This window comes from Thauera sedimentorum, assembly GCF_014489115.1.
Taxonomy (GTDB): Bacteria; Pseudomonadota; Gammaproteobacteria; order Burkholderiales; family Rhodocyclaceae; genus Pseudothauera; species Pseudothauera sedimentorum.
This window is the reverse complement of sequence record NZ_JACTAH010000001.1, coordinates 648,771-674,463: the sequence shown is the minus strand read 5'-3', so window position 1 is coordinate 674,463 and position 25,693 is coordinate 648,771. Positions and strand designations below refer to the sequence as shown.

The window sequence follows — 25,693 nt, the reverse complement described above, 5'->3', positions numbered from 1 at the left end:
GCGCCTAGATGCGCCCTTGCCTGGCTGCGTAGCCCAGCACCCCAAGCTGCTCGCAGGTAGCCGCGGCGCACCCCTGCAAAGCCTCACATCGCTCCCTTGCCGCCTCGAGGTCGCCGCGCCGCCCATCCTGTTCGATCTCGGCGGCCAGGGCAGCGAGCCGGGTCACGCCAAGGTTTGACGCACTGCCCTTCAGTGTGTGTGCGTGCATGGTAACGGCCTGCGCATCGCCCCTTGCGAGCGCACCGTGGATATCCCGAAGCTGGTCGTCCAGCTGAAAGAGGAAGTGATCGACGATTTCCTTGAGGTCGTCACCCAGAGCCTCCCGCAACTCAGCCAGCACTCCCATGTCGAGCAGCGCGTCAGACACCTGCTCCGCACGACCCTCGTCGGGCAGCGGTGATTCCATCTCAGCCGGCCCGGCAAGCAGATGACGCTCTACCATCGCAACCAACTCCGCCGCGACATAAGGCTTGCTCATGAAATCGTTCATGCCCGCGGCAAGGCAGGCCGCACGTTCGCTATGGCTGCCGTGAGCGGTCAGCGCAAGAACCGGCACCGTCCGCGCACCAGACTTGCGCTCCCGCTCCCGCAGTTGGCGAGTCGCCTCCAGTCCGTCCATACGAGGCATGTGGCAATCCATCAGCACTAGATCGACAGTGTGCCCGTCAAGGTATTCGAGCGCCTGCACACCATCGTCCGCCGTGACGACGTCGAAACCGGCATCTTCCAGAATCCGGATGGCGAGCATCCTGTTGACCGGGTGATCCTCCACCACCAATACACGCTGCGTCCGAGTCGCCCGAGCGGCCCGACCCTTGCCCTCTTCCTCCCGCATTGAGGTATCCGGAACCCGGTGCATGCCCGGACTCGAATCTCCTTCACCACCCTGCGCCGATGCCTGCACGAGAAGGCCGGACAGCCCATCGGATAGCTCGAAGCGCTGAAGCCGCAGCATCTGTGTGCCATGCGGCGCGAGAAGTTCGACGGAGGCATTTGGCACGGCTCCGCCAGCCAGATGAGCCTGGGCAGCAGGCCACAACGCCGCAAGATCTACCCCAGAGAGTTCCTCGCCCGGCCTGCCCAGCATGGCCGCCGCAACCGGATTGCAGCGCACGACGCCGAACGACCTATTGCCGGACTGGGCCAGCAACAGCACCCCAACCGGCAATACGTCGAGCAGCCTGTCGGCACTGAGATTCATCATTCCGGTGCACCTGAAGGCTGGCATTGACTGCAGGATCCGCGGGTACGCAGGGCGCTCTCGATGGCATCTACCAGGCGCCCCTCGGTGAACGGTTTGACCACCACTGCATCGGCCGCACAGTTCATCAGCCTTTCCAGGGTGGCACGGTCCGCGTAAGCGGATACGATCACCACCGGTAGCTCACGGAACTCCTTGCGTAGCTCACAGAGCACCTCCACGCCGCTGATATCCGGCAGCATGATGTCGAGGCAGACCACATCGGGCGTCCATTGCCGGACCAATTCCATCCCCGCGCGGCCGTCCCTACCTTCGGCCAACACCTGGTAGCCGGCGTGACGCAGCAAGGACCGGATGGTCATTCGCATCACTTCGTTGTCTTCAATGATGACGACGCTGGTCATGGCCGCCTCCACCTCCAGATGCTTAAGTATCCTGACCGTTCGCCGCGTCCCGGCGCAACAACCGGCTGATCACTTCAGCCAGGCGACGCCGGTCGACCGGTTTGGTGAGATAGTCATCCATACCCGCGGCCAGGCAGCGTTCGCGATCGCCCTCCATGGCATTCGCCGTCAGCGCGACGATGGGCACCCGCCCCTTTCCGCGCACCCCTTCCTGACTGCGCCAGGCTTCGGTTGCCTGAAAACCGTCCATTTCGGGCATCTGGCAATCCATCAGCACCATATCGCAGCGCCCTTCGGCCAGATGCTCGATCGCCTTGACCCCGTTATCGACAACATCAACCTGGTGACCGTCCTTTTCGAGCAGTATCCGGATCAGCCGTTGATTCACCGCATTATCCTCCGCAACGAGGATGCGCGCAGGACGCGCCTGCAGCATCGGTGGCAAGTCGTCGCACGACGCGGCAGGCTGCGGCGCGAGAGGCGCTTCGAAGCGCACTGTGAAGCTGAACACCGATCCCTCTCCTTCACGGCTCTCCAAGTCGATACGTCCTCCCATCTTGTGCACCAGTTCGCGACTGATCGCCAAGCCCAGGCCGGTACCACCGTACTGCCGGGTGGTCGACCCATCGACCTGCATGAAGGGCTCGAACAACTGATCGCGATGCTCCTCGGGGATGCCGATACCGGTGTCTTCGACATGGATCGCGCATTCACCATCCCCAGGCAGGGCCGTCATTCGGACGTGTACTTTCCCCGCATCGGTGAACTTTACGGCATTGCCCACCAGATTACTCAAAACCTGCCGGAAACGCCCTTCGTCGCCTGACACCCACCGCGACAGACCGGGTTCGCAGCTGCAGGTCAATTCAATCCCTTTCTCGCGCGCCTTGCCTGCGAAGAGTTTCACGACATCATTGACGGTTACAACCGGGTCGAACTCCGCGCGCTTCAGCTCCAGCTTGCCCGCTTCGATCTTCGACAGATCGAGAATGTCATTGATGATATCGAGCAAGGCCGAGGAACTGCGCTCCACTGTTTCCAGCAGGTCGCGCTGATGCGCATCGAGTTGCGTCTCACGCAGCAGACCGGTCATGCCAATGACGCCGTTCATCGGCGTTCGGATCTCGTGGCTCATGTTTGCGAGGAACTCCGACTTCAGCCGTGCCGACGCCAGCGCAGCATCCCGTGCGGCCTGCATCTCGGACTCATGACGCAAGCGCTCGGTAACATCGGAAATGATGCCGACGAAGAAACCTTGCTGGCCAAGCGCAACATCGTTGACTGCAAGGCTAACCGGGAAGATCTGCCCGTTGCGGCGGCGCCCGACCACCTGATGTCCGGGACCGTCGGAGAAGAGCTTTGCCTCGCCATCATCCATTTCGGCCGCATCCTTTGTCGGCAGCAATGCGCCCACATTGCAGCCGATGAGTTCCTCCATCGGATAGCCGAACATCTGCGCGGCCACCTGGTTGGCTTCGACCACGCAGCCATGCTCATCGATGACCACTACCGCTTCGAGCACGCCATCGAAAATGGCGCGCAGTTTCGCTTCGTTGAAACGCAGTGCCGACTCGACGCTCCGCCTGTGCCCGATTTCCTCGCGAAGGTGCTCGTTCACTCGCCACACAAGCGCGGCGTGTCGCTGGCTGTCCCCAACACTCAGGTGCAACCTGCGCATTACCAGCCACAGCACGACCACGGCGGCACCAATCAGCATGAACGTCATCAGGATGGCGTTGCGCACTCCCGAATCCAGCGCTGCGTCCGCACGCGACAGCGGCCTCACGACCTCCATCACCCCGCGGATGTCGCCGACCTTCCAGTCCGATTTGGGCGATCCACGATAGGTGTTATGACATGCAACGCAGTCGGGCTTCATCCTGTCAGCCACCGCCAGCCGCAGCACGGCCCCCTCCCCGCGAACTTCGACGCGGCTGTAAGGCTGATCAGGTGCCTTGCGAAGATGATCAAGCGCCGCACGCTGGAACTCGTCCAGCCGGCGATCATCGGCGCGCCACGGAAAGGGATGGTCGCTGTATAGATTCACCGCAAAACCATCCGACTGCCCGGACAGGTAATCGCCGAACTCCAGGGTAAAGGTTGCCGGCAGTGGTAGTGAATTGGGAATGTGCCGATAGTTGTGGGACACGAACATGCCGGCCTGCTCAGCCCGGGGGACGATCTCGCGGCTGTAGAAATCCCTGAAGCGAAGGACTGAGGACGCAAAGCTGCGGGCGTCGTCGATGGCTACCACTCGCTCGTGCTCACGCATCTCGGCCTGGAGGTACAGCAGCACTCCGGTTGCCCCGACCAGCAGTGCCAAGGCAATGGCCGGGAGTGCAAGTCCGAACGAACGCACTCCGACCGACTGCGGTTCGTCCGGCGACGATTCACTCATGGGGGGACGCGTATCGCTCATGTAACCATGCAGTCTCAAGGAGACGTGGATTCTGCCATCAGCACACCGCGCCCGTACTAGAATTGCTGTCGCGCCCACCGACGCTGCGAGCCGTCACGCACTCTGGAAGCAAATCATGAAAGGCATCGTATTCACGGAATTCATCGAGATGGTCGAACAGCGTTTCTCGGCCGAGATCGCCGATCGCATGCTCGACACCACCGACCTCCCCTCCGGTGGCGCGTATACGTCGGTCGGAACATACGACCATGCCGAAATGGTGGCACTGGTCGGGACGCTTTCAAACCTTGTCCAGATGCCTGCCAACGCACTGGTCACAGCCTTCGGCGAATACCTGTTCGGCCGATTCAGCGTGCTCTACCCTCGTTTCTTCACTGCCGACATCGGTGGGGCGTTCGACTTCCTCGTCAGCATCGAGGAGGTGATCCACGCCGAGGTCCACAAGCTGTACCCCGACGCGGAGTTGCCGCGCTTCGAGGTCGAGTCCCGCAACGACGCGGAACTGCGCATGATCTATACCTCCAGCCGCCACTTCGCGGACCTCGCAGAAGGTCTGATGCGCGGATGCGTGGCCCACTACCGCGAGCCACTCCGCATCGCGCGCGAGCCGATGCCCGGCACTGCACAGACATCGCGCGAGCGCTTCATCCTCACCCGTCAGGCATGAGCAACGCCGCTGTCCCGCCCGATCCGTGGGAGGAGATCGCCCGCCTCAACCGCCGGGCCGAACGCGAGCGTGCGGCTCGCAAGGCGGCAGAGCAGTTGCTGGAAGAAAAGAGTCTCGCGCTTTACCAGTCCAACGAGGCGCTTCGGGAGTTTGCCGAAAGCCTTGAATCACAGGTAGCCGAACGCACTCAGGCTTTGAGCGCGGCAGTGGAGCGCGCCGAAGCGGCAGACCGGGCCAAGAGCGAGTTTCTCGCGGTCATGAGTCACGAGATCCGCACCCCGCTCAACGGCATTCTGGGTATGGCCCAGTTGCTCGCAGTGACGACCACGACGGACGAGCAGCGCGAGTACGTTCGCCTGCTGCGCGAGAGCGGCAACAATCTTCTTACGCTGATCAACGATATCCTCGACTTCGCCAAGATCGATGCGGGCAAGCTGGAGCTTGAAACTTGCGCCTTTGATCCGGCCCGACAGTTTCGCGACATTGCCGCGCTGTTCAATCCTCTTGCGGCAGAGCGCGGCATCCGCCTCGACTTGCATCTGGACGCTTCGCTCCCTGAACTTGTGATGGGTGACAGCGCCCGGTTCCGCCAGGTGCTTTCCAACCTCGTTTCCAACGCAATCAAGTTCACCGACGCGGGTTCGGTCACTGTTTCCGCCGCCGCAAGACGGGGAGACGACGGGCAATGGCGGTTGACGGTCGAGGTACGGGATACCGGAATCGGCATTCCGGCCGAACGCCGGGACCGGCTGTTCCGGGCGTTCTCGCAGGTCGACAGTTCCACGACGCGCCGCTTCGGCGGTACGGGTTTGGGCCTGGCCATCTGCGCGCGACTCGTCGAGGCGATGAGGGGCACGATCGAAGTGGAGTCGTCGGAGGGTCGCGGCAGCGTCTTCCGTTTCTCCGTTCCGCTCGAGGACGCGATCGGAGCTTCGCAAAGCGTCGCACCCCAAGCGAAGGCCGATCCGCTCACGTCCCCTGGACGCCCTCGCACCATACTGCTAGTCGAGGACAACGCGATCAACGAACTGCTGGCAGTGCGGATTCTCACCCGTGCCGGCCATGTCGTGCATACCGCCCGCAACGGGCTCGAAGCCCTGGCGACGGTTACGGAGCATGCGTTCGACGTCGTCCTGATGGACATGCTCATGCCGGAGATGGACGGCGTAGAGGCGACGCGGAGGATTCGTGCTCTGAATCTGCATCGGCAGCCCCGGATCGTCGCCATGACCGCCAATGCCTTCGAGTCCGATCGTCAGCGTTGCCTTGAGGCGGGGATGGACGCTTTCATCAGCAAACCCTTTCAGGTGGCCGACCTCCTGCGCCTGGTAGACGGCTGAACTGCCTGCGAGCGGACGCTGGACGACGGACGCCGGCTTCTGGTGTATAAGGACCGCTCACCCTTCCTTGCAGCCCTCGTTCAGCTCACCCATGAAACGCGTCCTGATCGTCGATGACAATCAGATCAACCGTAGGCTCGCGGCAGCACTGCTGAAGAAGTGTGGCTGGCATACCGAGGAAGCCGACAGTGGCATGGCAGCCTTCGAGCGCCTGACCGAAGCGAGATTCGACTGTGTGCTGCTGGACATCAGCATGCCGGGAATGGACGGAGAAGAGGTCTGCCGCCGGATCCGTGCGGACGAAGCACTCGCAAACCTGCGGGTGATCGCCTACACCGCACATGCCATGGAATTCGAGAAAGCGCGCATCATGCAGGCCGGATTCGACGACATCCTCGTCAAACCCGTCACGATAAACGCTCTTACGGCCGTTTTTTCCGACTGACGAGCGGCACCCGGAACTCGAAGTAAGCGCCCTTGCCTGGCGCGGACTCCAGACGCACTTCGCCGCCCATCAGCGCGACGACCTCCCGCACCAGTGCCAGCCCCAGGCCAGTACCGCCGTGTTCGCGGGTGATGAACGAGGAAGCCTGGCGGAAGCGTTCGAAGATGACTGGCTGAAGATCCTGTTCGATCCCCGGCCCGCTGTCGCGCACCCCGACAACAAGCCGCCCATCCTCCTGCCGGGCCGAAAAGACGACACCACCCTCGCGAGTGAACTTCACTGCATTGCCGAGCAGGTTGTTCATTACCTGGCGCAGGCGCGTCGGGTCGCCAACGAATGTCTCCGGAAGGGCCGGTGAAAAATCGGTCGTCAGCGTCAGTCCTTTCTGTCGCGCCGACTCCCCGTGAAGATCGGTCAGTTGTTGCAGCAGCGGCCTCAGGGCAAACTCGGTCGACTCCAGACTCATGTGCCCGGACTCGATCTTGGCGATATCGAGAATGTCATTCACCAGCGACAGCAGATGCTGGCCACTCTGGTAGATGATGTCGGCCTGCTCACGGATCTCGTCGTTGGGCGCGTCCGAGCGGATCAGCTCGGCAAAGCCCAGGATGCCATTGAGCGGCGTGCGCAGTTCATGCGACATGCTCGCCACGAAGTCGCTCTTCATGCGGCTGTTGTCTTCGGCTTGGCGGCGGGCCTCTTCAAGCCGCTGGAAAGACTCACTGACGCTGTCAGCCATCTTGTTCAGCGCTTCGTTCAAGCGGCCCAGTTCATCCTTGGCGTCACGCCGGAATCGGTAATCGAAATCACCCGCCTCGATGCGGGTCAGGCCGGCCGTCACGTCGGTGATGCGCCGCGTCAGCATCGACGCCAGCCATATCGCCACGACAACGACGAACGCGATCATCACAAGCGTCGACGCGCTCAGGCTGAAGGCGGTCCTCGCCATCGAGTCATCGATGAGCGCCTTCAGGCCGGCCTGCGCCTGCTTCATCCGCTCGCCGAACTCGGCCACCTTGCCTTCCATGAGCCGCGCCGTCGCTCTCGCGGGTTCGTGGAAATCATCGACGTTAGCGCCGATCGTCACGTAACCGAAGCCGCGGGGCGTGCGGGCATATTGCCCGGTGTGATATGGAATGGCCGCCGCAGTGGTGAGCTTCCAGACACCCGACCAGAGGATCAGGAACGAACCTGAGCCTCCTTGTTCGGTCAGATCGTGCCAGCCCTGACACTGAGGTGCGAAGTTCAGGTAACGGCATTCGAGCCCAAGCATCCCGGCCCGTGTCAGTTCCGCTGCAGGCTTCTTGTCGCGCGTCTGCGCATCGAACGGCTTGACCGTGTCCAGAAAGGCGCGCAGCGGCAGTCCGCTGCGCTGCCAGTCCGAATACAGCCCCTGCTCCAGCCAGGGAACGGCGCGTTCGCCCGTCTCCGGGTCGAAACCTGCGATGGAGTGGTGCCGGGGGTGCGCAATGTTGCGGTCCAGATAGTCCCAGATGAACGCATAGTTTCCGTCTGCGGCATCGGCGATTGCTGCGTAGCGCTCGGCGGTCGGCAGCAGGTTGTCGGTAAAGCTCATCACGTGCGTATGGTCGAGCGCGAGCGTCACATAGCCGATGATGATGCCGTTCCGGGTCACGGGCGTGGCCCAGCGCACAATGCCCTGGAAACGTTTTCCTAGCGGGTTTTCTCTTCCTGCGTACGCCTCGTTTTCGGGCTCGAAGGGCACGCCCTGGCGGCGGGCCTTGTCTGGCGTGACCGTGCCGATCATGCGCGAGGAGACATAGGGACCGATCACCTCGGAGACATATATTTCGCCTGGCTTCAGTTCGCGTAACGCTTCGAAATACGTCTCGGCCTTGCTCCAGGTATTGGCCGGGTCCGACACATCGCGCAGATCGGACGGCAACATGCCGGTACGCGATACCTTCAGGCGCTCGCGCCCGTCCAGGCCAACAAAGGTGATCTCATGATAAAGAGGGGTTTCCACCGCACGCAGGACCTCCTCCGGCGGACGGTAATGAAAATCCTGCTGATTCTCGGCGTTGCCCGGCGACACCTCGGCGGGAGGAGGCCGCGCAGACTGCTTCTGTACCCAACCCGCACCATCGGCCGACAATTCCCATTCCCCGCGCGCCACGAGCCTGCGCGAACGGTTCTCCACGAAGGCTCGGTACTGCGCCTCCGTCGGCTCCAGTTGGGCGGCCAGCAGGACATCACGGTCACGGTCATGAAGGAAATCGGCGATCGCGCGCGCAGTGTCGGTCGTCAGGCGCTCGATCTCCTCACGCGCCCGGTCATCGAGAGCCTTCACCGACTCCTCGGTGAAGGTGTCCCCCATATCCGTCACCGTCCTACGGACTTCCTCGGCAAGCGTCGAGATGCGCTCGGCCAGCCCCCCGCCGAGATGGGTGACCCCCTCCCAGGCCAGAACGGCAAGGAGAACGAGCGGCACAACTTTGATAACGACGAAAAGCAGGAGGAGCTTCGCCCGGATGCCCAGCCCGTCAAGATTGATGCGCATGCTGTGTTCCATGCCCCCGCTGGGGTCTTGTGATTGAAACGGATCCTCCCTTGATCCGACCGCGAATCATACAGCCCATGCGCTCCGGCTCGCAGCGCGTTCGGATCCATCGAGAACCTGTTCCGAACAGCGTGGCCCAGAACCCCTGAGACGAGCTGAAAACGGCCCTCGTCATGAGTGCGCTCCTCCAACTCCTGCCTCGGCGACATTGACTACACCCCGGCCGAGTTGAACCTTGCGGCGTGCCCAGCGGACTCGCGGATCACCGCATGCAGCACATGGGGGGCGCAAAGCCATCGACGATCTCCAAGGCGCTCGAAACCATCAGTCTGGCTCCCAATGCGGCAATGACTGAGCGGGGCTATCGCCTGCACTCGATGGCAAGGAAACCGCCGCTCGATCCGCTCCAACGCCAAACGACGGCAAAGCGACGCATTTCCGCCTGATCGAGCGCATCAAGCCGGTCGCTGTTCAGGCCGCCGGCAGCATGGCGAAACCGTAGCCGAACTTAGTGGGGTGACTGCCCGTGAGCATCGCCCAAGGGCACTTCGGAAACCATGGGTACGTCGGCTACCGCGCTACCTGTGACGACGCTCTCGGCCAGAGCCAGCGTGAAGTTGCTGTAGCGGGAGTCGCTGGTGATCTCATCACCGACCCATTCGGGAAGGCACAGCGGGGTCCCTTCGTGGGGCAGCTCGACTTCGGCAACGACCAAGCCCGCATGCCTCCCTTCGAAGACATCGACCTCGAACAGATGATGGGCATGATCGACCAGGTAGCGCGTCTTGCGCACGATGCGGCCGGCGCAGTGATGAGCGAGCATCGCGCGGGCATCAGCCACCGGAATCGGATACTCGAACTCGTCACGGCTGAAGCCTTCCTTTGGCGACTTCAGCGTGAGATACGCCCGCTCTCCGCGGATACGCACCCGCGTCGACATCGCCCCCGACTCCTTGGCGATGTAGCCCTGCACGATCCGTTCGCCCTTGCGGCCGTCCAGAATCCGGGCATCGCGCACCAGAAACCTGCGTTCGATTTCTCGCGCCATGATCTCGAGATCTATTTGGTGAAAACGGATTGTAGCCGCAACGACTCCCCGCATGTTGCCCTGCACCACTCCCACGATGCCCGCCCCGGGGCATGCCTCAGGGCCGAACTCCGGCGGCCAGTTGCTGCTCGATCCGGTCGAGCACATGTGCCAGGTCCGCAACCGAATCGACCACATGATGCGCGCCAGCCGCACGCAGCTCCGTGCCGACACGTTCGCGCACGCCGTTGAGCTTCTCCGGTGATGCCGCGCGGTACTCGTCGAGCGTCATACCCGCCGGACTGCCGGACAGCGCAACGCCGACCGTCCACATGCCGGCGTTCAGACCTTCGGCGATTCCCGGCACGGTGTCATCCACCTTGACGCAATGTGAAACGGCACCGATCGCGAGGTCCTGTACACATTGCAGGGCCATCCACGGCCCAGGGCGCGAACCGGCGGCCAGGTCATCGGCGCAGACCACGCAGTCGGGCGCGTAGCCGTTGCGGGCGGCAACATCGAGCAGTTTTTCCATCACTTGCCGCGGATAGCCGGTGGTGGACCCGATCTTGAGCCCTCGCCTGCGCAAGGCGTCGACCGCTTCCAGCGCGCCGGGGATGAGATCCGCATGTGCGGCAACACGCTCGGCCTGAAGCGGCAGAAAGGTTCGATAGATGTGATCGATGTCCTCGTTGCTCATCGCGCGGCCGAACTGCGCACGCCAGCGTGCATCGATCTGTGCGTCGCGCCCCAGGGCTTCGATGTGCTGCCACTTGCCCAGTCCCATCGGACCGCGCGCTTCGGCCAGGCTCAGGTCGAAACGGAAGGCTTGCCGAAAGGCGTCGACGAAGATTTGTGTGGGGGCAAAGGACCCGAAATCCACGATAGTGCCTGCCCAGTCGAAGATGACTGCCTCAAGTTTTGCTTGCATTTAGCTTTTCTCCAGTGATCCGCCGACTTAGCCGGCGCTCTTTCGTGCTCGCGCAGCCGCACAGGCGGCAAGGAACTGCGGCGAGAATGGGTCGAACATCCCGAGGCGGGCAGGCGCGAATGCGGTGGCGGGCACGAAGGTCGGCTCCTGGCAGACCATCTCGGCGATCAATCGGCCGATGCCGCCGGAAAAAGTGATGCCCGAACCATTGCAGCCGGAGGCCACGTAGAGCCCATCAAGCGCCGGATCGGCCCCGACAATGAGCTTGCCGTCTGGCGTGTAGTTGCTCGGACCGCTGATGTAATGCGCCATGCCCAGGGTTTCCACGCCGGGGAAGTAGCGCGCCAGGTCCGCAGCCCCTTCGGCCAGGGATTCCCAGCCTTCCGGGTCCCGGGCGTCGAAGACGAAACCACCAAGATCAGCCGGCAGACCGCGGGGATCGGCGGCGACTGGCCGTTGCTCACGGATGCCGAACAGCAGTGCGCCGACTTCCGGGCGCGCATAGGCACGGATCTCGGACAAGAACACGATCGGCCCGCCCCGCTCCACGGCGGACGTGGGCTCGGTGATCCAGTAATGGCTGCGCACCGGCGCCATCGGTAGCGGCAATCCCGCGTCCGCACTCAACAGGTTGGCCCAGGGGCCGGCCGCGTTCACCACCACGCGCGCGGCGATCCGGCTACCGTCGGTCAGCTCCACACCCTCCACCTTGCCGTCCGCATGATGAATGGCACGCGCCTCGACGCCTGTCATCAGCCTCACGCCGCGACGAGAGGCCGCACGCAGGTAGGCGGTGCACAGCAGATAGGGCTCGACGTAGCAGTCGTCCGGAACAAAGACCCCACCCTCGATGGCGTCGGGTTCGAGCCAGCCGGCGCGCGCCAGTACCTGATCGCGCCCGATCCGGCATACCTCGATTCCCAGCGACGAACAGCGTGCGGCCAGTGCATCGAGTGCCTCGCCCTGCCCGGCCGCGCCCACATGCAGGGAGCCGACCTGGCGACGCCCCACCTCCTCGGCCTCGTCCTCGAGCACGGCGATTGCGCGCAGGGTTTCCCGCGCCAGTTCGACCATTGCCGGGTCATCGCGCAGCAGCGTGACCAGCGCCGCAGCACGGCTGGTGGCGCCGCTGGCTGGCTGCGAACGCTCTAGGACCAGCACCCTTTCGCCCAGCCCCCGGCGGCTCAAGGCCCAGGCCACGGCGGCACCCAGCACGCCGCCCCCAATGACGACGATGTCACGCACACCCGCATCCCTGCCGCTCATCGCATCCCTGCCGGAATGCCCATGTCCCGCAGCGTCGCGCCCGCTGCGTCGACAACCTTCTCGATATCGGCTGGAGTCAGCGCCCCGATGCAGCCGATGCGGAAGGTTTCGACCTGGGTCAGCTTGCCGGGATAAAGGATGAAGCCGCGCGCCCGAACACCGTCGTAGAACGTTCTGAAGTCATATGCCGGATGCGCGGGGGCATGGAAGGTCACGATCACCGGTGCCTGCACGCCCGCATCCAGAAACGGGCGCAGGCCAAGCGCCTGCATGCCGGACACCAAAGCGGCGCAATTGGCCGCGTAGCGCGCATGGCGCACGGCAACGCCACCTTCCTCACGGTGCTGGGCAAGCGCCTCGTAAAGTGCCACCACCACATGGGTCGGCGGCGTGAATCGCCACTGGGTGGTCTTCTGCATGTAGGCCCACTGGTCGTGGAGATCCATGGCGAGCGAGTGGGCGTTGCCGGCAGACGCCTCGAGGGCTTCGCGGCGCGCGATGACGAACCCCATGCCGGGCACGCCCTCCAGGCACTTGCCCGATGCTGCGATCAGGGCATCGAAGGGCATGCGTTGCGCATCGATGTCGATGGCGCCGAACGAGCTCATCGCATCCACGATCAGTCCGCGCCCCTGCCGGGCCACCGCGGCGGCGATTTCCGGCAGGGGGTTGAGGATGCCGGTTCCGGTCTCACAATGGACCTGGGCCACGTGGGTGATGGACGGATCGGCCGTCAGTGCGGCCTCGATCGCCGCCGGGTCGGCAGGGCGGTCTTCTGGAATCGCGAGCTCGACCGCCTCGCGCCCGAGATAGGAGAGTATCTTCAGGATACGAGCGCAATATGCGCCATTGTTGGGCACCAGTACCTTGCCCTGGCGCGGAACCAGAGTGCCCAGAGCCGCTTCCACCGAAAACGTGCCCGAGCCCTGCAAGGGCACGCAGACATGGGTCTGCGCAGCGTTGACGATGCCGACGATCTGCTCGCAAAGCTCACCGGTGATGCGGTTGAACGCAGCATCCCAGGAGCCCCAGTCGTGCAGCATGGCCTGCTTGGTACGTAGCGAAGTGGTGAGCGGCCCCGGCGTCAGCAGCAGCGGGTCGCGGTCGAGCGGATACATGTTTTCTCGCGGGATTCAGCGTTTGGGGTTACGCCAGGCTTGATGCCGGCGAAGCAGGAAATGGGTGGCAAGCGAATGCAGCAGGCTGGCCAGCGCGGTGGTCAGCACGATCAGCGTGGCCATGGCGGCCGCCGGACCGATCTCACCCGCCTCGTCGAGGTTGAGGATGGACACCGAGGCAGGCAGCGTGTGCGGGGCATAGAGGAAGACCAGCGCCGAGACCGTGGTCATTGCATTGACGAAGAGATAGCGGGCGATCTCCAGCACGGCGGGCAGACACACCGGCAGGGTGACCCGCCAGAAGGTGACGAACTGCGAAACCTTCAGCGAGGCGGACACGGCCTCGAACTCCCGGTCGATGCTCTTGAGCGCGGTCAGCGCCGTCAGATGGCAGGCGGTGTAGTAGTGCACGACGTTGGCGATCACCATGATGGCCAGGGTGTGATACAGACCGCCAAGCGGGTTGTCCGGGTGGTTGAAGAACAGGATGTAGCCAATGCCCAGCACCAGTCCGGGCACGCCCATCGGTAGCGCGGCCAGGGCCTGCACCGCCGGCCGCAGGCCGGCAGGACCGCCCTGCGTCTTCTCCAGCAGGTAGGCGGTAATGAAGATGAAGGGTGTGCCGAACAGCGCGGTCAGCACCGAGATCCGCAGGCTGTTCAGATAGGCGTCGAGCACGCCCGCCTCGGCCAGACCGTAGGTGTAATGCCCGAAGCCGAGTTCCAGGTTGTAAGGCCAGAACTTGACCAACGAGGTATATACCGCCATCCCCAGGACGCCGAGCATCGCCAGCGCAATCAAGGCCACGTAGATCAACAGCGGCAGATCGCGCCGCCAGTCCGGACGCGGAACATAGGGCACGGCGCGCGCGGTCAGGCTTGCCTGCTGGCGACGCTGGACATGCCAGTCGACGAAGAAGGCGACCAGCGCCGGTGCGAGCAGCAGCAGCGCCACCACGGCGCCACGGCCAAAGTTGTGCATGCCGACCACCTGGACGTAAACCTCCACGGCCAGCACCGGGTAGTTTCCGCCGATCACTTTGGGAATGCCGAACTCGCTGACCGAATAGGCGAACACCACCATCGCCGCGCTGATTAACCCGTACTTCGCCCCCGGCAAGGTCACCGTCAGGAACTTGCGCCAGCGCGAGGCCGATAGCGCGTCTGCGGCCTCGAACAAGCGCGCATCGGCGGTCGCCAGTGCCACGACCAGGATCATCAGTGCGTGCGGAAAGCTCGCGTAGACGGAGGCCATGACGATGCCCACCGGCCCATAGACCGAGGTGTCGCCCAACCAGGACTTGAGCACGCCCTGGGTGCCGAACCACTGTATGAAGGAGATAGCTCCCACCAGGGACGGCCCCAGCAGAGCAGAGAGCCCCAGCACCCGCCACACCCCCCGCAAGGGAATGCAGGCGCGCTGGATCGCGTAGGCATATAGGAAGGCGAGCGGAACAGTGATGGCCGTGACCACGGCAGCGATCCAGACCGTGTTCCAGATCGCCGTTCCCATCCCCGGCGTGGCGGCAAACTCGATGAAGCGTGTCAGGCTCAGTGCCCCCTCGTCGTCCCGCACGCTGTTGGCCAGCAGGGTACCGAGCGGCAGCAGCAGGAAGACGCACAAGGCAAGCGCCCCAAGGACGAGCAGCGCGCCGGAGACACGCTCACCCGCCGTCGCACCGGTCCAGCGTGCCGCGAACATGCCGGCAGTCGCACTCACCGCGCCGCCCTCGCGTCTACGGCCAACCCCTGCCACGCGGCGGGACAAGCGACAGCCCCCGGCGAGCATCCGGCCGGGGCTTCGGGCATGCGGTATAGATGCTCGGGCGGAATCGCGATACGCAGGGTGGCGCCGGACTTGAGCGGTCTCCCGGCCAGATAGTTGCTCGAAAACTGGGCAACCAGCGGCGTGGTCTGCCCGGTATTCGCGCGCAGGCTCACCAGCGAGTACGGCCCCAGGAACTCCTGCTTGAGCACATGCGCATAGAAACTGTTTTCGCGCTGATCGAGCACGTCCAGCAGGCAGATGTCCTCGGGGCGCACATAAAAGCGGTAGCGCATGCCCTCCATCAGCGGTTCGGCGCATCGCATCAGATGGTCGCCGAGCTGGATATGCCTGCTGCCGATCGCCTCGGCCTCCAGCAGATTTCCCCGCCCGATGAAATCCGCGACGAAATCGTTGCCCGGTGCACGGTAGATGCTCTGCGGATCACCGACCTGCTGGATGCAACCGGCCTTCATGACCACAACCCGGTCGGCCATCGCAAGGGCTTCCTCCTGATCGTGGGTGACCATGATCGTGGTCACGCCAAGGCGCTTCTGCAGTTGGCGGATCTCGGCACGCAGGCGGACACGCTCGATGGCGTCCAGCGCAGACAGCGGCTCGTCGAGCAGCAGCAGATCGGGCGAAGTGGCCAGCGCACGGGCAAGCGCCACACGCTGCTGCTGCCCGCCGGAGAGCTGCGCGGGATACTTCTGCTCGATGCCCGGCAGACCGACAAGTTCGAGCATTTCCGTGACCCGTCGGCGCATCCAGCCGCGCTCCGCCTTCCGGCTCTTGAGCCCGTAGGAGATGTTCTGTGCAACCGTCAGGTTGGGAAACAGTGCGTAGGACTGAAACACGATGCCGTAGTCGCGCAGCGCCGGCGACAGCATGGAGATATCGCGTCCGCCATGCACGATTCGCCCGCTGTCCTGGCGATCGAGGCCAGCGATGGCGCGCAGCAGCGTCGTCTTGCCGCAACCCGAGGGGCCGAGCAGAACCAGGAATTCCCCGCGTTCCACGGACAGGTCTATGCCGTCCAGGGCGAGGAAGTGGCCGTAGCGTTTCGTTAACCGGGCGATGTCGAGGTGGGCCATGATGCGTCCCGCAATGAGTTGAATCGCCGGGCGCGCGGAAGCGGCGCCCGGCAAGCAATGTCCCGCCTTACTTCTTGGGCTCGGACTTGTTCGCGTAGCGCTTCTGCCACTCGGCCAGGATCGCCTCGCGGTTCTTGCCCATCCACTCGAAGTCGTTCTTGACCAGACGCTGCTCGTAGTCTTCCGGAATGTGCTTCAGCCGGCTGGCGATACCGGGAATGGCCACCACCGCGAAGTTCTTCGCGTACAGCTCGTTCGCTTCACGCGACGACGCCCAGTCGGCAAGCTTCTTCGCCGCCTCGAAACGCGGCGTTCCCTTGACGATGCCGATTGCCTCGACATCCCAGCCAAGACCTTCCTTCGGGAAGATGATGTCGACCGGGGCGCCCTTCTCGCGGACGGTGTTGGCGCGGTACTCGAAGGAAATGCCCACCGGGAACTCCCCAGCGCCTGCCATGACGCAGGGCTTGGAACCGGAGTGGGTGTAGACCGCGACGTTCTCATGCAGCTTGTCCATGAACGCCCAGCCCTCCTGCTCGCCGAAGATCTGCAGCCAGGCGGTCACATCCAGAAAGCCCGTCCCGGACGAGTTCGGATTGGGCATCACCACCTTGCCCTTGAACTCGGGCTTGAGAAGGTCCTTCCAGCTCTCGATGGGCGGCAGATTCTGCTTCTGCATCTCCGGCACGTTGTAGCAGATCGCCGCCCCCCAGACGTCCATGCCGACCCAGCTCGGCGGATTGGCGGCGGAGCGGAAGCGCGACTCGATCGCATCGAGGTTGGCCGGGGCATAGGGCTGGAGCATGCCTTCGCGGTCGAACACCACCATGCTCGAAGCGGCCACACCCATGATCACGTCGGCCACCGGTTTGCCCTTCTCGGCGAGCAGCTTGGCGGTGATGATGCCGGTGGAGTCACGCGTCCATTTGATCTCGATGTCCGGATGCGACTTGTTGAAGGACTCCTGGTAAGCCTTCAGCTGGTCGGTCTCGAGCGCTGTATAGACATTGAGGACCGTCTTTTCCGCATGGGCCGGAAGCGCTGCCACCAGGGCGACGCTGCCAGCGACGATGAGTTTCGCAAGGCGTTTCAGGTGCATGTCGAACTCCATTTGAGGTGAGGAGACTTCGTCCGGACGACACCGACGATTTCATCGAACGGTCATCGGCTCGCTCTAGACTGGCGCCAGTCTAGTTTTTGCATATTGCAGATTGTTGACAATATACAATTCAGCTTGCCGCGTTATACTCACCACACCTCATCACGAGCACCCACCCATGGCAGCCCTGCTTGACGACCCTGCGGACACCGCTCTTGCGCTGGTTCAGCGCACCTCGCTCACCCGCCTTGTCGCCGACTCACTGGAACGCCTCATCCTCTCCGGCGAACTCTCGCCCGGCGCCAAGCTCAACGAGGTTGCGCTCGCCGACCGGCTTGGTGTCTCACGCGGCCCATTGCGCGAAGCCTTCCGCACGCTGGAGGAGTACGGGCTGATCCGCCAGGAGAAGAACCGGGGCGCCTTCGTCCGCGAGATCGCCCTGGCCGAGGCGGCCGACATCTACGACGTGCGCGCCGGACTCGATGCGACGGCCGGACGCCTGCTCGCACAGCGCATCACCCCCGCACAGTTGGCGATCCTGCGCGCGCTCGTCGCTGCCATGCGGGACGCAGCGGGCACCGACGACATCCAGCGCTTTCATGCGCTGAACCTCGGTTTTCACGACCGGATCATCGAGATGACCGGCAATCGCACCCTCAGGGAAACCTACCGCCGGCTGGTGAAACAGCTCACCCTCTTCCGTCGGCGCAACCTGCTCGCCCCGCGGGCGATCCCGCATTTCGCCGAAGAACATGGCGCCATCGTCGACCTGCTCGCCCGCAGGGATGCAGAGGGCTGTGCAAAGGCATTATTCGAGCACGCCCAGGGCGGTCGCCAGCGCATGCTGATGGACGGCGAACTCGCGGACACCGGGCAATGAGGATCCAGGCAGATCGCAGCGAAGGCGACGTCAACCTGGGCGATCGCCGCACGGCCTGGCAGGCGGCGCATATCGACGACGAAACCCGCCGGATGCTGAACGAGGACGCCCGCTGGTTCCTGCACCAGTCCATGTCCACCCCGTGCCTCAACGCACTGTCCGCTGCCCAAGGGGCATGGCTCACCGACACCGCCGGCCGGCGCATTCTCGACCTGCATGGCAACAGCCTGCACCAGACCGGCTACGGTCACCCCAAGGTCATGGCGGCGATGCGCGCCACACTCGATACGCTGCCCTTCAGTCCCCGCCGCTACACCAACGGTCCGGCGATCGAACTGGCACGCCGCCTGTGCACCGCTGCGCCGATCGAACAGGCCAAGCTGCTGTTCGCACCCGGTGGCACGGCCGCCATCGGCATGGCACTCAAGCTCGCACGCCTTGCTACCGGCCGCTTCAAGACCATTTCTCTGTGGGACGCCTTCCACGGTGCATCGCTGGACGCGATCTCTCTGGGCGGTGAAGCGGTGTTCCGCCGCGGCATCGGCCCCCTGCTGGCGGGTGCGGAACACGCACCGCCCTGCGATCCGCGCCAATGTGTATTCGGTTGCGGCGGGCAGTGTGCGCTGCGTTGCGTCGATTACATCGACTACATGTTGCGCAAGGAAGGCGACGTCGCCGCAGTCGTCGTCGAAACCATCCGCAGCACCGACGTCCAGGTCCCGCCACCGGAGTACTACCAGCGCCTGAGAGCAGCCTGCGACCGCCACGGGGCATTGCTCATTCTCGATGAGATTCCGGTTGCGCTGGGCCGCACCGGCCACCTCTTCGCGGTCGAACGCTACGGCATCGAACCGGACATGATCGTGCTCGGCAAGGGGCTGGGCGGGGGCAGCATGCCGCTCGCCGCCCTCATCGCCCACGCCCGTCTGGACGTCGGACAGCACATCTCGCTCGGCCACTACACCCACGAGAAAAGTCCGCTTGCCTGCGCAGCCGGCCTGGCCGTGCTGGACGTCATCGAGCAGGAAAACCTGCTCGAACGCAGCCGTCTCCTGGGGCAGCAGGCCGTCGAGCGCCTGACGCAAAGCGCGCGGGACCTCCCCGCCATCGCCGAGGTGCGCGGTGCCGGACTGCTGATCGGCGTCGAACTGTGCGACGCCGGTGATCGCACAGCGGCCGACCTGGCCGAGGCCGTGCTTTACCGCTGCCTGGGCGACGGGGTGTCCTTCAAGATCGGCCAGGGCAACGTCCTCGTACTGGCGCCGCCGCTGAACATCGCTGAAAGCGATCTGTGGTGGGCACTCGACCGCATCGAGGCGGCGCTGCAGGTGGAATGCCGTGCCTGAAGGCGGCCTGTCGACCGGCGTCACCCTCGCCGTCCTCGCCGCGGCACTGTTGCACGCCTCCTGGAACGCGCTGATCCGCGGCGCCGGCGACAAGGCGCTGTACACCCTCTTGCTGCACCTGTGCACCGGCTTGCTCGGACTGCTGGGCCTGACGCTGACCGGTTTGCCGGCCCCGGCGAGCCTGCCCTACCTCTTCGCCTCGGTACTGGTGCACACCTTCTACATCCTGTGGCTGATGCGCGCGTATGAAGGCGGGAACCTCGCCTTCAGCTACGCCCTGATGCGTGGCCTGCCGCCGCTGCTCATCGCCTTGGTCTCGGCACCCCTGCTCGGTGAGGTACTCGGCGCCTCCGCCGCCGTGGGCATCGCCTGCATCTGCCTCGGCATCCTGGCGATCGGCTTCGCCAGCGGCGGCGCGCTGGTGCGCGTCACGGCCAGCCCGGCCACCCAGGCCGCACTGATGAACGCCCTGGCCATCGCCGCCTACACGGTCATCGACGGTCAAGGCGCGCGGCTTTCAGGCAACCCGGTGGCCTACGCGTTGTTGCTCTGCGCGCTGGAGCCCGTGATCGTCCTTGCCCTGAGATTGCGCCGCCATCCGGCGCCGGTGCTCGCGTATTTCCGCAACCATTGGCCGCTCGGACTGCTTGGCGGTCTGTGCTCGATCACCGCCTACGCCACCGTCCTCTGGGCCATGACCCGCGCCCCCATCGCCGTCGTCGCGGCCTTGCGCGAAAGCTCTGTGATCTTCGCGGTCCTGATCAGCAGCCTGTGGTTCCGCGAAGGCCGCCTGGCGATAGGACTGGCGGCCAGTTGCGCCCTGCTGGCCGGACTGGCCTTGCTGCGCAGTTGACGGCCCGTTCATCCTGACAACCCCTGCAAAGAACCGGAGTACCTGATGTCGATCGACGAGACGCTGATAGCCGAATACCTTTCCTTCGCGGAGGAACTCGCCGAGGCCGCGGCGGCCGTCATCCGCCCGCACTTCCGCGCCCCGCTTGCGGTGGAGGACAAAGGCGGGAACCTGTTCGATCCGGTCACCGTCGCGGACCGGGACGCAGAGCGGATCATGCGCACGATGATCCAGAAGCGCTATCCGGATCACGGCGTCTTCGGCGAAGAAGAAGGCCGGTCCGGCGGACGCAGCCCGCTTACCTGGGTGCTGGACCCTATCGACGGCACGCGCGCCTTCATCACCGGCATGCCGCTGTGGGGAACCCTCATCGCCCTGAACGATGGCAGCCGTCCGGTGCTCGGGGTCATGAACCAACCCTTCACCGGCGAGCGCTTCATCGGTACGCCGACCAGTGCCCGCCTCGGCACCCGCCCGTTGCGCACACGTCCCTGCGAGCGCCTGGATGAGGCCCGCCTGATGTGCACCACACCGGAGATGTTCCAGACCCCCGCGCAACGTTCCGCCTTCGACGACCTCGCCGCCAGAGTCCGCCTGCGGCGCTTCGGTGGCGACTGCTACGCCTACTGCATGCTCGCCGCCGGGCACGTGGATATCGTCGTCGAGGCTGCGCTACAGCCCTACGACGTCCAGGCACTGATCCCGATCATCGAAGGCGCCGGGGGCATCATCACCACTTGGGAAGGCGGGGACGCACAGCACGGCGGCGCGATCCTCGCCTGCGGCGACCCCGCGCTTCATCCAGTGTGTATGGAAGTGCTGCGCGGGGCCGCGTGAGGGCCGCGCACAGGTATAGCTGCGCGCGAGCACGCGCTGTTTGGTTGCTCACTTCAAGAGCTCCGCCCCGTACGCCAACCAGACGCAACAGCAGCAGGCGGCTGGGATCCGAATGATCTAGAATTCAGGACTGAATTCCGTACATTAAGGTGCTGCCATGCCGATCACGGCACAAGATATCGTCTCGCTGACCACGGCCAGGGCGCAGCTGTCCGAGCTGGCCGAGCAGGTGAAGGCCGGCGCCGAGAAGATCATCACCAAGAACGGTGAGGGCTATGTGGCCCTGGTCGACGCACACCGGCTGGACTACTACCACCGACTGGAACAAGCCCATCTTCACCTCGTGATCCTCGACGAAGTGCGGCAGGGGCTGGAGGATGTTGCCGCCGGCCGCACGCGTGACGCGCGCGAAGCGCTGATGGAGCGCAGGCAGGCGCGCAAACGGGCATGAGTGTACGGATCGCAGTGCGGATTACCCGTAACTTCGAGCGCAATCTGGATGAGATCGAAGCCTTCCTGACCGAAGTAGAGATGCCTGACGCGTTCGATCAGCTGCTGGACGAGCTGTCGGAACAAGTCATCACGACGCTGGAGCGCCATCCTGACATCGGCCGGGACTACCTCGCTTGTTCCGCGGACTCGGTAGAAGCGCAGTTGAAGCGCGAAACGGTAATCGAACTCCTGAAGGCTCAGGACGACTCGGGCTGCATCCGCGAGTACGTACTGAAGCACTATCTGATCCTGTACGCGCGGCTGCCCGAGAGCATCCACCTGCTCGCAATCCGCCATCAGCGTCAGCTTGCCTTCGACCTCGGGAGAATGGATCCGGCGGCCTGAGTCGGCGAGCGGAAGGGGTACATGAGCATTTCTCAGTAGGCACAAAATCTGCCACAACAGGGACTGGATATTCTTCTGGACTGGCTTAAAATGGCGTAACGCTGGTGGGTGCAGAGGGTTTTCGAGTCGCTTGATGTCCTCTGGTGTCCGCGCGTAAGTTTTTGATTCGTTGCGAGTTGTTCATCAACTCAACGGGTTATGAATATGCTAAATGAGCACTCGCAGCCCGAAGGTCGCAGGTTCAAATCCTGCCCCCGCAACCAAGTTTCATCTCTAAAGCCAATCACTTCACCAGTGGTTGGCTTTTTTGCTTTCCAGACGGTGTGCGCCATTGGCCCGATCCCGGCCCATCCGTGGCGCACAGCAAGCTGCCTTCCTCACGCCGGCTGCTCTTACAACGGCCTTCGGGCCGTTTCGCCGGATGAACCATGGTGAAAAAGCGCTCGGCCAGGTACTCGATGCGCCAAAGCGGTCTCCGGGCGTCTCATCAAGACGCCTGCTGCATGTCGTTGTCGATCGGAAGCAATTGTCCGGAGATCGACTTGCCCGCATCCGAAGCGATGAACAGCGCCAGTGCGGCGATGTCGCGCGGATCGACGAATCGCTGCAGCGACTGCAGCGACATCGCACGCCGGCGCTCCTCCTCCACCGTGCGCCCGCTCACCTCGGCACGTCCGGCAAGAACGTTCTCGATCCGCTCGCCGGCAACCGCGCCGGGCAGGATGGCGTTGACGCGGATGCCGTATTCCCCCAGTTCGCGCGACAAGGTCTTGGTCAACCCGATGAGCCCCCACTTGCTTGCCGAGTACGCGCTCCGGTTCGGGTAGCCGTAACGGCCAGCCACCGACGACATGACGATGATCGAGCCGGCCGCCGAACGCTTGAGATGGGGGATGGCGAGCCGGGTCACGTTGAAGGTGCCGCCCAGATTGATCTGCATGACCCGATCCCATTCGTCGGGATCGAACGCCTCCACCGGGGCGGTCGGCCCGGCGATGCCGGCATTGTTCACGAGCACGTCGAGCCCGCCCAGCGCGGCGATGGCCGCGGGCACGATCCGCTCGATGTCGTGGCGGTTCGACAGGTCGCACCCAAAAGTCTCGACGCCCGGGAGCTCGGCAGCCAGCGCCCGCAGCGCGACTTCGTCGACATCGATCACCCCGACCTGGGCGCCGTGCTCGAAGAACTCACGCGCTATCGCCCGGCCGATACCTGCAGCACCGGCGGTCACCAGCACTTTCTGTTTGCTCACATCGTCCTCCGATCTCAAGGTCATGGATGTCACGGTCTGCGCCGAAAGTGTCACCCGCCTCCCTTTCGTGTCCCGGGGAAGCCGGCATGACCGCCGCGAAGAACATAGCACGGCGCACGGCGTTCTCCTGCGACGCGCGCAATCTCGCCCACGCGCGCCGTACCGCGCGACCACGCCGGTGAAGGCACGAGCAGCTTCATCTGGAGGTGATCTCGGATCGCTGCCCGCTCTGGCAGCGGGGCGCATCGACAATGCTTAGGGCTGGTTCACGGGCGCCGCGGCGCCAATCTCGCGGCACACCGCTTTGCGCAGTTTGCCTATCACCTGAAGATGCAAATCGCTCTGCGGCAGGATGCGGCAGGCCAGCACGCAGCCGGAAGCGGCCTCTTCGGCCGACACGTGCTGGCGGCTCATGACGCGGCTTTCATAGTCGCCGCTCAGCACGCGCACCTTGCATACCCCGCAGCCGCCACCACGGCAGCCGAGCGGGATGCCGTGGCGGCCGAGACGTGCCATGCCTTCGAGCACGGACTCCGAATCCGCACAGGGGTACCGCTCACCGGTGTCTTCAATCAGGACGTAGTGCTTCATACCGTGACCTCCGCAGCGCCCAGCGCGGCGAGCGCCGCACGTGCGCAGTCGATGTCTTCCGCCTCCGTGCCGCCGGAGACACCGATGCCGCCGACACGCTCGCCATCGAGCACAATCGGCAGCCCCCCGCCGATCACCGAGACGCGCGGACGCATCGCCAAACCAAGGCGTAGGCGCTCGCTGTCGCCGATCAGCTGCATCCATTGGTCTGTGGCAAAACCGAAGGTCGCGGCATTCCAGGCCTTGTCGACGGCAATGTCGGCCGAAGCCGCAAAGGCGCCGGTCATGCGCAGAAAAGACAGTGTGGTGCCGCCGCAATCGACCACCGCCGCATTGACGCGGATACCCAGTTCTTCCGCCCGCCGCAGGGCTGCCTCTACTGCCAAGCTCGCGCCCTGCCAGGTGAGGCTGGGCACCGCGGTGCGGAAGGACGACTTCGACAATGCCGCGCTCACCGTCCGCCCCCGACGCGCGCCACTTGGGCGCGTGCGTCGATCTCCGCCGCACGCAGCACGCTGGCCTGCACACCGCCGATTGCCCAGTCTTCCGGGGCTATCTGGTGGCAACAGCCGCGGATCAGCCCACGCGGCACGCCCAAGATGCGTTCGAGCAAGTCGGTAAAACCGGTGAGCAGGCGCTGGCGCAGTTCCGCCGGCCTGCCTGCCAGCACGATGCACTCGAACAGCGGCGCATGCGCGCCGTACTCGCCAACAATTTCCCCGCCCACCGCGCAACGACCCGGCGGGTAGGTGGTGATGAAGGCGCGGATGCGCTCGGGCGGCGCCTCCAGCACCTCGGCATAGAACTGCGAGGCCGCGCGCAGCAGCTCGGCATCCTGCGCCGCGCTCGTGCGCCCTTCGACAAGATGGAAATGGACGACCGGCATAGCCCCCTCCTCAGGGCAGACCGCGACGGCGGCCGGCGTCGAGCATCAGGGTGTTGCCGGTGAGCGCGTCGGCCTCGGCATCGAGCAACAGCGCAACCGCCCAGGCCACCTGCTGCGGCGTGGTGAAGGCGCCAATGGACGATTCGGCACGCATCTCGTCGAGCACGGCCTCCACGGTGATGCCGCGCAAGGCCGCGCGATCTGCGGCTACCTTGCGGAGCCGTTCGGTATCGGCGGGACCGGGGGCGATCAGGTGTGCGGTGATTCCACGCGCGCCATACGCCAGGCTGAGCTGACGCACCGCATTCACCAGCGCCGCATTGGCGATGCCGGGGCCGGCGGCGTAGGCGCTGGGCTCCAGGCCGTAGTGACCGCCAATCGCCACCAGACGCGCACCGCTGACCAGCCGTTCATCTACCGCTCGCACCAGCCGCAGCAGACCACCGACCTTGATGTTGACCGCATCGACCACGTCCGCGGTCGGCGCCCGGGTGATGCCTCCCACGACCGCAACGCCCGGGCCATGCACGACCATGCGCACCGGCCGGTCGAGTGCGTCCGCAATGTGGGCAATCGCAGCGTCGGAGGCGATGTCCGCGGCGCAGACGCGCACGCCGGGGTCACGAGACGCCAGCGCATCGAGCGAGGCCGCATTGCGCGCCACTGCCAGCACAGTGAGCCCGCGGGCGCGCAGGCGTTCGACGATGACACCGCCGAAGGCACCGGTTGCGCCGACGACCACGGCCAGTTCGCCGCCCGCGCTCATGACCGCCGGCCCGGCAGCGTGGATCGGGAGAACGCGCCTGCCTCGCAGGGCCACGCGCAGCAGTCGTCGAGCCGCCTTTCGCCACTCTGTGCCATTGTCTTTGTCTCCAGCGTTTTTCTAAACGGGCCGGCCATCGAGGGCCGCCCCGG

The 25,693-nt window shown here is 64.6% G+C and carries 26 protein-coding genes; 10 read left to right on the top strand and 16 right to left on the bottom strand.

Annotated features, from left to right (window positions below; all coding sequences use genetic code 11):
- Positions 1-4: 4 nt before the first annotated feature.
- From IAI53_RS03045 to IAI53_RS03035, 3 genes are read right to left on the bottom strand one after another with little or no spacing between them, the layout of a single operon-like run.
- Entirely contained in the window at positions 5-1,204 is a 1,200-nt protein-coding gene (locus IAI53_RS03045) for a response regulator (RefSeq protein WP_187716670.1), read from the bottom strand.
- A complete protein-coding gene (locus IAI53_RS03040; RefSeq protein ID WP_187716669.1) occupies positions 1,201-1,605 on the bottom strand; it encodes a response regulator transcription factor in 405 nt (134 codons plus the stop codon). The genes IAI53_RS03045 and IAI53_RS03040 overlap by 4 nt, the downstream gene beginning before the upstream one ends.
- A gap of 22 nt (positions 1,606-1,627) precedes the next feature.
- Positions 1,628-4,003: an ATP-binding protein gene (locus tag IAI53_RS03035; RefSeq protein WP_187716668.1), complete on the bottom strand. Its 2,376-nt coding sequence runs from the start codon at positions 4,001-4,003 to the stop codon at positions 1,628-1,630.
- A 136-nt stretch (positions 4,004-4,139) separates the two neighbouring features.
- Between IAI53_RS03035 and IAI53_RS03030 the strand changes: the two genes are divergently transcribed.
- From IAI53_RS03030 to IAI53_RS03020, 3 genes are all read left to right on the top strand, one after another.
- Complete coding sequence (locus IAI53_RS03030; RefSeq protein WP_187716667.1) at positions 4,140-4,691, top strand: heme NO-binding domain-containing protein; 552 nt, start codon at positions 4,140-4,142, stop codon at positions 4,689-4,691.
- Positions 4,688-6,031: an ATP-binding protein gene (locus IAI53_RS03025; protein ID WP_187716666.1), complete on the top strand. Its 1,344-nt coding sequence runs from the start codon at positions 4,688-4,690 to the stop codon at positions 6,029-6,031. The genes IAI53_RS03030 and IAI53_RS03025 overlap by 4 nt, the downstream gene beginning before the upstream one ends.
- Positions 6,032-6,122: 91 nt before the next feature.
- A complete protein-coding gene (locus tag IAI53_RS03020; RefSeq protein ID WP_187716665.1) occupies positions 6,123-6,476 on the top strand; it encodes a response regulator in 354 nt (117 codons plus the stop codon).
- Here IAI53_RS03020 and IAI53_RS03015 read toward each other — a convergent pair.
- On the bottom strand, positions 6,454-8,997 hold the full coding sequence (locus tag IAI53_RS03015; RefSeq protein WP_187716664.1) for a sensor histidine kinase: 2,544 nt from the start codon (positions 8,995-8,997) through the stop codon (positions 6,454-6,456). The two genes, IAI53_RS03020 and IAI53_RS03015, sit on opposite strands and share 23 nt — an antisense overlap.
- A 269-nt stretch (positions 8,998-9,266) precedes the next feature.
- On the opposite strand from IAI53_RS03015, the gene IAI53_RS03010 reads away from it, so the two are divergent.
- Positions 9,267-9,443, top strand: coding sequence for a hypothetical protein (locus tag IAI53_RS03010; protein WP_187716663.1), 177 nt, complete (start codon positions 9,267-9,269; stop codon positions 9,441-9,443).
- A 62-nt stretch (positions 9,444-9,505) separates the two neighbouring features.
- Here IAI53_RS03010 and IAI53_RS03005 read toward each other — a convergent pair whose 3' ends face one another.
- The 7 genes from IAI53_RS03005 to IAI53_RS02975 all read right to left on the bottom strand — a co-directional run bounded on the left by IAI53_RS03005 (position 9,506) and on the right by IAI53_RS02975 (position 17,296).
- On the bottom strand, positions 9,506-10,045 hold the full coding sequence (locus IAI53_RS03005; protein WP_187716662.1) for a CYTH domain-containing protein: 540 nt from the start codon (positions 10,043-10,045) through the stop codon (positions 9,506-9,508).
- A gap of 97 nt (positions 10,046-10,142) precedes the next feature.
- Positions 10,143-10,955, bottom strand: a complete 813-nt coding sequence (gene phnX / locus IAI53_RS03000; protein WP_187716661.1) for a phosphonoacetaldehyde hydrolase — start codon at positions 10,953-10,955, stop codon at positions 10,143-10,145.
- Positions 10,956-10,982: 27 nt separating this feature from the next.
- A complete protein-coding gene (locus IAI53_RS02995; protein ID WP_187716660.1) occupies positions 10,983-12,200 on the bottom strand; it encodes an NAD(P)/FAD-dependent oxidoreductase in 1,218 nt (405 codons plus the stop codon).
- A gap of 17 nt (positions 12,201-12,217) precedes the next feature.
- Positions 12,218-13,339, bottom strand: coding sequence for a 2-aminoethylphosphonate--pyruvate transaminase (locus IAI53_RS02990; RefSeq protein ID WP_187716659.1), 1,122 nt, complete (start codon positions 13,337-13,339; stop codon positions 12,218-12,220).
- A gap of 15 nt (positions 13,340-13,354) precedes the next feature.
- A complete protein-coding gene (locus IAI53_RS02985; protein ID WP_222948149.1) occupies positions 13,355-15,058 on the bottom strand; it encodes a putative 2-aminoethylphosphonate ABC transporter permease subunit in 1,704 nt (567 codons plus the stop codon).
- Positions 15,055-16,197: a putative 2-aminoethylphosphonate ABC transporter ATP-binding protein gene (locus IAI53_RS02980; RefSeq protein WP_187716658.1), complete on the bottom strand. Its 1,143-nt coding sequence runs from the start codon at positions 16,195-16,197 to the stop codon at positions 15,055-15,057. The genes IAI53_RS02985 and IAI53_RS02980 overlap by 4 nt, the downstream gene beginning before the upstream one ends.
- 67 nt (positions 16,198-16,264) lie before the next feature.
- A complete protein-coding gene (locus tag IAI53_RS02975) occupies positions 16,265-17,296 on the bottom strand; it encodes a putative 2-aminoethylphosphonate ABC transporter substrate-binding protein (protein ID WP_222948148.1) in 1,032 nt (343 codons plus the stop codon).
- Positions 17,297-17,474: 178 nt separating this feature from the next.
- Here IAI53_RS02975 and IAI53_RS02970 point away from each other — a divergent pair, with 178 nt between their 5' ends.
- The 6 genes from IAI53_RS02970 (at position 17,475) to IAI53_RS02945 (ending at position 22,049) form a co-directional block, all read left to right on the top strand.
- Entirely contained in the window at positions 17,475-18,176 is a 702-nt protein-coding gene (locus IAI53_RS02970; protein ID WP_187716656.1) for a phosphonate utilization associated transcriptional regulator, read from the top strand.
- Entirely contained in the window at positions 18,173-19,522 is a 1,350-nt protein-coding gene (gene pbfA / locus IAI53_RS02965) for a (R)-1-hydroxy-2-aminoethylphosphonate ammonia-lyase (RefSeq protein ID WP_187716655.1), read from the top strand. Before IAI53_RS02970 ends, pbfA begins: the two co-directional genes overlap by 4 nt.
- Positions 19,515-20,375, top strand: a complete 861-nt coding sequence (locus IAI53_RS02960) for a DMT family transporter (RefSeq protein ID WP_187716654.1) — start codon at positions 19,515-19,517, stop codon at positions 20,373-20,375. The genes pbfA and IAI53_RS02960 overlap by 8 nt, the downstream gene beginning before the upstream one ends.
- Positions 20,376-20,420: 45 nt before the next feature.
- Positions 20,421-21,212, top strand: a complete 792-nt coding sequence (gene hisN, locus IAI53_RS02955; RefSeq protein WP_187716653.1) for a histidinol-phosphatase — start codon at positions 20,421-20,423, stop codon at positions 21,210-21,212.
- Between the two features lie 157 nt (positions 21,213-21,369).
- Entirely contained in the window at positions 21,370-21,663 is a 294-nt protein-coding gene (locus tag IAI53_RS02950; RefSeq protein ID WP_187716652.1) for a type II toxin-antitoxin system Phd/YefM family antitoxin, read from the top strand.
- The gene (locus tag IAI53_RS02945; protein ID WP_187716651.1) at positions 21,660-22,049 is read left to right on the top strand and encodes a type II toxin-antitoxin system RelE/ParE family toxin; all 390 of its coding nucleotides are present in this window, start codon (positions 21,660-21,662) and stop codon (positions 22,047-22,049) included. The genes IAI53_RS02950 and IAI53_RS02945 overlap by 4 nt, the downstream gene beginning before the upstream one ends.
- A gap of 487 nt (positions 22,050-22,536) precedes the next feature.
- On the opposite strand, the gene IAI53_RS02940 is transcribed toward IAI53_RS02945, so the two are convergent.
- From IAI53_RS02940 to IAI53_RS02920, 5 genes are all read right to left on the bottom strand, one after another.
- Entirely contained in the window at positions 22,537-23,301 is a 765-nt protein-coding gene (locus IAI53_RS02940; RefSeq protein ID WP_222948147.1) for an SDR family oxidoreductase, read from the bottom strand.
- 255 nt (positions 23,302-23,556) lie between these two features.
- On the bottom strand, positions 23,557-23,892 hold the full coding sequence (locus IAI53_RS02935) for a 2Fe-2S iron-sulfur cluster-binding protein (protein ID WP_187716650.1): 336 nt from the start codon (positions 23,890-23,892) through the stop codon (positions 23,557-23,559).
- Positions 23,889-24,335, bottom strand: a complete 447-nt coding sequence (locus IAI53_RS02930) for a GlcG/HbpS family heme-binding protein (protein ID WP_187716649.1) — start codon at positions 24,333-24,335, stop codon at positions 23,889-23,891. Before IAI53_RS02930 ends, IAI53_RS02935 begins: the two co-directional genes overlap by 4 nt.
- 8 nt (positions 24,336-24,343) lie before the next feature.
- The gene (locus IAI53_RS02925; protein WP_187716648.1) at positions 24,344-24,778 is read right to left on the bottom strand and encodes a tautomerase family protein; all 435 of its coding nucleotides are present in this window, start codon (positions 24,776-24,778) and stop codon (positions 24,344-24,346) included.
- Positions 24,779-24,788: 10 nt separating this feature from the next.
- On the bottom strand, positions 24,789-25,544 hold the full coding sequence (locus IAI53_RS02920; protein WP_187716647.1) for an SDR family NAD(P)-dependent oxidoreductase: 756 nt from the start codon (positions 25,542-25,544) through the stop codon (positions 24,789-24,791).
- Between the last annotated feature and the right edge of the window lie 149 nt (positions 25,545-25,693).